This window comes from Flavobacterium sp. (genome assembly GCF_043722275.1).
Classification (GTDB): Bacteria; Bacteroidota; Bacteroidia; order Flavobacteriales; family Flavobacteriaceae; genus Flavobacterium.
On record NZ_JAYSPC010000195.1, the window covers coordinates 1 to 1531 of the forward strand.

At 33.6% G+C, this 1531-nt stretch carries 2 protein-coding genes; one reads left to right on the forward strand and one right to left on the reverse strand.

The features are described 5' to 3' along the window. Positions 1-411 precede the first annotated feature (411 nt). A complete protein-coding gene (locus tag ACHZDT_RS23265; RefSeq protein WP_394777083.1) occupies positions 412-792 on the reverse strand; it encodes a hypothetical protein in 381 nt (126 codons plus the stop codon). 85 nt (positions 793-877) lie between these two features. Between ACHZDT_RS23265 and ACHZDT_RS23270 the strand changes: the two genes are divergently transcribed. Next, positions 878-1531: hypothetical protein (locus ACHZDT_RS23270; RefSeq protein WP_394777084.1), on the forward strand; the 654-nt coding region annotated here is incomplete at its 3' end.

Consider the following 1531-nt stretch of genomic DNA (forward strand, 5'->3'; position numbering starts at 1 on the left):
TATGATATCGGTTATATGAACAGTTTACCTACCGCTGCTATACATGCTGACGGGGCAGTTATAAGTTCGCTCGATCTCTCCTTAAATCCTTCGCCGCCAAGAAGTAGTTTGTAATTTTTCTTATCTATTACATTTTCCTGTTACAGATCAATTAAAGTTTTTAGGTGGGGAAGGGTTGGCAGAAACACCAACTACTGGAACAGGAGCTATTAAAAATCTATGTTCAGAAGAGTCAGAAAAAAGGGCATGTGGATCGTCAAATCCAACGAAAATATTATAATAAATATGTTTTCTAAGAACATTTGGTGCAAATAAAACGTATTGTGCTTTGTTGTTTTTCAAAGCTTTTGCGATGGTATTTATATCGCCGTTTGTTAGAATAAGATCGCCGAAGTAAGTTGATGGGCCATATTACACACTACCAGTACTTCTTCCTTTTAACAATTTGATTATCGGGTCATCATCGAAGTCTGTACCTATAAATCCCTTTGCCTTCCATCCATGAAGTGTCAATGTATCTATTCCACCTATATAGTATTGAAATGCGATTTTCCCTGCTGGTAATTTCGCAAAACTTAAACTATCAATCCAAAGGGTGTCTAAAATACCTACTAAGCCCGTTAAAGCTTTATTTGAGATCTTCTGTTCCTGAAAAGTGGTTTGCGGTTCAGACTGTACGTTTTCATTTTGGCAAGATATAATCCCAGCTGCGAATAAAGACGTGAATAAAATAAATGATAGATTCAAATTTTTTGGCATCACAATAGTTTTTAAGAATAAGTTATTATGCATTTATCTTTAATAATAATATATTTAGAAAGATAGATACTCATCTCGAGATTGCAAATTCTCTCCAATATAATTAATGATAATATTTTTGAAACTTTCGCCACTAGATTTTGCCGAAGTATGGGCATTATTAATTCCTTTAAGCGTTTTAGCTTTTAATAGAAAACAACCTTCCGTATTAAAACCTGTGATCGTATACCTCTTTCTGGCTTTGGTGTTGAACATTATTTCTGATGGGATTATGTTGTACAATTCAGGCAAAGAACTCAACCAAATGCTGAGCAACAATCCCTATTATAATATTCATTCCATCATCCGGTTCGCTTGTTTCTGTATGTTCTTCTTAAAATTACAGCAGACTTATTTCAACAAAATAAAGCGGCTGATACCTATTTTGTGGTTACTTTTTTTTGTATTGAACTTTACATTTTTTGAGAATACCGGCTTGTTTAATTTCATGCATCTTAGCGGCAATTTATTGGCTGCTGAAGCATATCTTTTATTAGTGTATTGCATGTTATATTACTTGTCTCAATTGCGTGATGATATAGCGAAATTCAAAAGTGAAAAAGTGTTTTGGGTTATAACAGGTTTGGCTATTTACGTGGTTATTAATTTCTTTGTTTTTTTATTTTACATACCTATGCTTGACGAAAATATAGACCTTGCAACCAGCATGTGGGATATTCATAACCTTGCATACATCATTCTTTGTATCTTAATAGCCAAAGCCTTTTATGTA

Bases quoted from the DNA above. Each gene is read 5' to 3' on its own strand.
- ACHZDT_RS23265 (WP_394777083.1), bottom strand. From the start codon at position 792: ATGCATAATAACTTATTCTTAAAAACTATTGTGATGCCAAAAAATTTG.